At 36.5% G+C, this 5,483-nt stretch carries 3 protein-coding genes; all 3 read right to left on the bottom strand.

The window, feature by feature from the left end:
• Positions 1 to 189: 189 nt before the first annotated feature.
• Positions 190 to 894, bottom strand: a complete 705-nt coding sequence (locus tag ACTB0X_RS14720) for a hypothetical protein (protein WP_463025814.1) — start codon at positions 892 to 894, stop codon at positions 190 to 192.
• Positions 891 to 4,685 carry a DEAD/DEAH box helicase gene (locus ACTB0X_RS14715; protein ID WP_463025813.1) on the bottom strand — a complete coding sequence of 1,265 codons (3,795 nt, stop codon included), beginning with the start codon at positions 4,683 to 4,685 and terminating at the stop codon, positions 891 to 893. The genes ACTB0X_RS14720 and ACTB0X_RS14715 overlap by 4 nt, the downstream gene beginning before the upstream one ends.
• Positions 4,686 to 4,950: 265 nt before the next feature.
• Positions 4,951 to 5,483: Gfo/Idh/MocA family oxidoreductase (locus ACTB0X_RS14710; protein WP_463025812.1), on the bottom strand; the 533-nt coding region annotated here is incomplete at its 5' end.

Here is a 5,483-nt window from a genome sequence, read left to right as displayed (position 1 = left end):
TCGGGTACGCTAGCTACTATTGCAGCCAGCAGGGCTTGTCCTTGCATGGGCGTTGTTAGTAATTGGGAGGTCAGAGACCCAAAGCTAACACGCCTTTTTTATATCTTGAAAATTGACGAACCATTGAAAGAACAAAACCAAAATCAATTCTAGATGCTATGAAAGCCAACCACCAATTTGAGATTAAGCCTAGAAAAACAACTTAATTAAAATAATTATGGCAAGTCCTAAGATCCCAAAAATCACAATTTTAATTGAATGTATTTGTTTCTCCTGCTTAATATTTAAATCAATCTGATTTTTATTGTTCAATTCTAATGCTCTAATAATCAAGGAATGCTTGTTGCCTATCTCAACACTTAACAGTTCATTCAATTCGTCTATTTTGTTGATATATGAATTCTGCCATTTTTCAACTTGCTCAGCTTGAACCTTACTAATATATTGAAATTCACGGATAATCTCCTTCTGCAAATATTCTGTTTCATGATGATGCAAGGCACTGAAATTTTTCATTTCTTCAATTCCCTGACTACTGGCTATTATCACTTCGGAAGAGAGCTTTGAAATACTCTGAGAGTTAGCAGTAATTTGTGTATTTAAGAGGGAATTTACTAGCTCTCTATGATTCGTGATTTCTTCTAAGAGGCTATTTTTTAGATCCGAAACTCCATCATCAAATCCTTCCTTGACACGGGTAAGCTCTTGAACTTCATTTTCTATTAGACTATTTAACTTAGGTGACAACTCTAAAAAACTATACAGTGCTTTCTCTGAAAGCTCTGCCATATCTGCAACAGACTTCTTAGAATTATTCAGTATTTCAGAAACTGATTTTATTTTACCTAACTCTTCCTGTAATATCGTTAGCTCTTTATTTAATTCTTGATTCATATTTCTATATCTATGAAATTGTGATTAAAATTTGTAAGCCAGTTATTTTGGCGTGATAGTACCAATTTAGTACTCATTGGGTTTACAACTGATTCCAACGATGGCTCCATCGCAGTTAGCTTTCTATTAAATAAAGAAATATGACTAATCCATTTTAAATAATTACCCTTCTCATATTCTTGAAAAACATTAATATATGTATCACAAGCATTTATAAACTGAGAGTTTTCATAGGAATTTAATGTGGGTAAGCTCTTCGCCTCCAAAATTAGCGTAGTATAACAGTCTAGCAGCCTAACCGATTTATTTTCAGGGTAACTTGTGAGCAATCGCGCACATGCTCCTTTCAAATGCTTAATGTTACTAATCTGATCTCCTAGACCATCCGGTGCTTCGTCTATATATTCTAAATATTGCTCCACTATGCCGAAGTCATCCTTGGTTCCTTTGCCAGTATCTTCATTCAACGAACCTTTTCCTGACGTTTTTGAGAATTTTGATGTAAAATATAAAATAATATCCTCGCGGAAGGATTGATTTATGTCCTCTGCATACACTGCCCTACCTATGCTTTGATCGCACAGGTCTTTTATATACCCAATTGATCTCTTTCGCTTTTCAACAATTATCTCGTACACAAACTCTATTAACGTGAAAAGATATCTTTGCAAAGCACTTCCTTCCTTTTCGTCAACCTTGTTTATCCAATCTTGGCGTTTATCGCTTCCAACGTAACGGCTTAAATAATCAACGAATCTTTCTTTATATTCTTCATCAGTTTTCTTTGAAAAATTAATTACAATAGCTTTTTTTGCATAGTCGATTGTGTAGTCATCAACAATCCCAATAACAGACATCCGATAAATCGCTCGCTGGGTATCTGGGTCATTTCTAATTCGATTAAATGAGATACTAATATCTTCTTTAATTTTATTAGAAACCTCTTTCATCTCTGTGCCGGTTTGTCGCTCAAATTCATAGGGTAATTTTTCATTGACAAATTTATCCTCATCCTCACAAAAGTTATAAGCTGCTCTAACAAAACGCTCTGTATCGTCTATTGTATATTTACTTCCATCCTCAGAAATAACTTCTTTTTTAATTTCTTCAATTATAGTTTCTTTCAAGAGCGTCTGTGTAATGTTACTAACTTCATTGTTCGTAAAGCCAACAATGAGTTGTGTGTTAACACCGCTTTTTGCAAGAGATTCAATCCCTATGCTATGTACTTGTTTGAGCCAATCCAACTCGTTACCCCCGGTACAATTCTGTAAAATAAAAGACTTAGCAAATTCTAAAACAGACGTCGCTTCTTCAAATGTAGTTTGGTCATTATGTCCGCTTGCATTTACCCATATTTTAGAAGTTATGTTAAGATTACCAAAATTTTTCATGGTAGGATCATCAGGTTTTGGTTTTCCATCGACGAATTTCCATTTCTTTACCTTTGTTTGAAAATAAATTTTTGTAGCTGTGTATTTTTTTTCAAATGAAGCCTCAATTTTCTGATTGAATTTTTCTGATAGAATACTACCTAAATAATTTATTAAAAATTTATTTTCATATCTAACTTCTTCCAAAAGTTCCTTTACAATTGACTGCTCCCTTATTATATTTTTAAAAGAATTATTTAGAAAGTCCTCATTGGTTATAATATCTTCCGGACAATAGAGTATAGAGCATAGGGAAGGTTTGCCATCACGACCTGCCCGACCTGCTTCTTGATAAAAACTTTCAACCGAATTTGGTAATCCATAATGTATGGTATAGCGAACATTAGGCTTATCGATTCCCATACCGAACCCTCTGGTAGCAATCATTAAGTTAGCTTGGTTCGATAAAAACTTGGTTTGGTTGTTGAAGGACTCTTTCGCAACAACGTCTACATATTTACTTGATCTTTGATTATAATCGTCACCGCTACAAAAAGTTACAATGTCCAAGCAGCCTAGTCTTTGCTGTAATCCCACGCATTGTACATCCCTCTTAACTTGGTTTACCATTCCTCCATAATACCCTGAAAGTGCCACTACACCATTACCAAGCGCATCCGACGCTGTTTGGCAAAATATAATACCAGCATTTTGATACCCTTTATTGTTCTTGGCCCTGAAAAAATCAGATTCTTTTTCTAATTCTGATGCGAAATCTTGAAATAAAAGAATACTTTTTTCAATGCGATCTTTCTCTTGTGAATTATTTAGGTTTTTGAGTTGTTTTGTAAGAATTTTTAAATTGCCTGATATTGCACGAGAGAAATTCTGTTGAAAATTCTTTAAATGCTGTTCTATTTTTGGATACTTTTTATAAGCTAGTTGTTTTTCTCGTAACCAGCCAGGTTGCTTTGTTCCAGTTTCCTCAATTGGAATTAGGTCAAATATCAACTCCTTTCTATCGATCTGTTCAGCTGGAAGACTCTGTATTGCATCATCCTGCATTCTTAGCTCTCTTTGTATATCGGCTAAAACATCATAGGAGGCGGTAGCTGTTAAAGCAAACAGGTTTAATTCGCCACTTTTTACATGACAGAAATTTCTCAGATTGGATTCTAATCCTAGGTAAGTCATTCGGAAATCGTGCCCCCATTCCGATACACAATGTGCCTCATCTATTACTGCATAGCCAAAATAGACTCTATTGTTCTTACACCTGAGAAGATAATCTCTAAATTTTTGTATTTGTAATCTTTCAGGAGAAACAAAAAAAAATAAGATTTCTCCATTCACTAATCGCTCCTCGTTAATTTCTCTTTCTTCCTGACTATTGTACGAATTGATATAAACCGTTGCATCAATATACAGCTCACGCAATTTATCGTACTGATCACGCATTAATGAATTAATTGGATCAATAATTATTGTTAAAGCGGGCTGTAATAGCCCGGCCAACTGAAAAGTAAGTGATTTCCCTCCCCCGGTGGGAAGTAACCCGATTACATCTTGGCCTTGCAAAACTCTATTAATTATTGACAACTGCCCTGCTCGAAAATCCTTTTTTCTAAAAATGGATTGTAGAATATAAGTTAGTGAGTCGTTTTTTGCCTGAGAATTATATTCAAAATGTCCATTTACTCTTTCATCATATTCTCCAATACTAGCATATTTAATTTTTGAAGATGTGATAAATTTATTAGACGTATAGTCTATTTCCACCGGATCAATATGAATTTTCATTAGCGCGTTAATATTATCCGGCATATCGAAAGAACAAGCAATTGCTAAATCATAATCCTTTTTCAAATCGGTGGAGATTAAGATTTTAGGAAAATTTCGCTTATTTTCAGTTAGCGAAGAGATGCAATGATACCATTGTTCAATGTCTCCAAAGCTCAACTGTACAGTATCTAAAAAATCTGCACTACAACATACCTTGATTACACTAGAATGAATATTCAATTGATTTGCAGCAAATAGTATTGTTAATACTTTCTGCACTTGTGCTACCTTGATTAATAAATCCTCTTTGTCGTGGAGTTCACCATTTTTAATGTCTGCATAAATTATTTCCGTGACATGATCTTCCGGAACAACTCTTAAAATTCTTTCTGTAAGATACTTACTTGCGCGAGTTGGAGTACCTCTTGATATAAGATTATGAATGATACTGGTTATTGGTTCAGGATTTTCAAAGTTGAAAATCACACCTTCGGTGCTTAAATGAAATTGACATTGTTTGGCAATTTCTTCGATGTATGTTTTCTTATCGTCTTTTAGAGCGATGATCTCATCTACAATGTACCCCGCCTTTAAAAGGAGAAAATTAGGTTGATTTTCTAGTGGGTATGTTTGCATGAGAGTGAATTAAGAAGACTATAATATAATAAGCGGAGATTGAATTTTACTTTCCGTAAAGTAAGTGTCCCGAAGGGAGCATCTGGGAATAGCAAAATAAAAAATCATTCGCCAAACACCATGCGTTGGGTCGGCCCCTTTGGGTGTGAGTTGCCTCTTTCATGTTTTGCTATTAACCGTCGACGCCTCTGGCGTGTAATTGAGATACAGTATATGCTAATTCACTTATCAATTCTCTGTATTGAAGCCAACTTTCGGGACGTTGTTATACATCCCGTTCCACAATCTTTCCGCTCAATTTCTCCTTTAAGATCAACTTATTCCTCCCATCATGCGTCATTTCTTGCTTGATGAGGTAGTGATCAGCATCGTAGTCGGTGTAGTTGGAGGGCTTGGTGAGGCCTTCTTGTCCGCGCCACACGGGTAGTTGCACGGGTTCCCATTGTTTGGTTTTGGCGGAGCGATAGGCGGCGTCAATGATAGCATTGACTACGTATCCGTCGTAGAAAGTTTCAGCGGCTTCCTCACCTTTTTCGGCGGCGTTGAACATGTCGGTAAACATATGATTATAGCCGAGGTCGTTCACTTCATCGCCGACCGGGAACAGCCAGCCCGAATTGCTCTCGGCCTTTTCGGCCACGTAGTCGGCGCCCTTGCCAGAGGTGTACATTTCGAAGCCCGTTCGTAGGAAGTTGTTGATCCAGATGGTGCCCTCGGTACCCATCACCTCGTCGCGGAGATCCATACCCCCGCGAAACGTCCAACTGGTTTCAAACTGCCCGATGGCGCCGTTTTCGT

Source organism: Acidiluteibacter sp. (assembly GCF_055129545.1).
The sequence above is the reverse complement of the archived record's forward strand: the minus strand, read 5'-3'. Positions and strand labels throughout refer to the sequence as shown.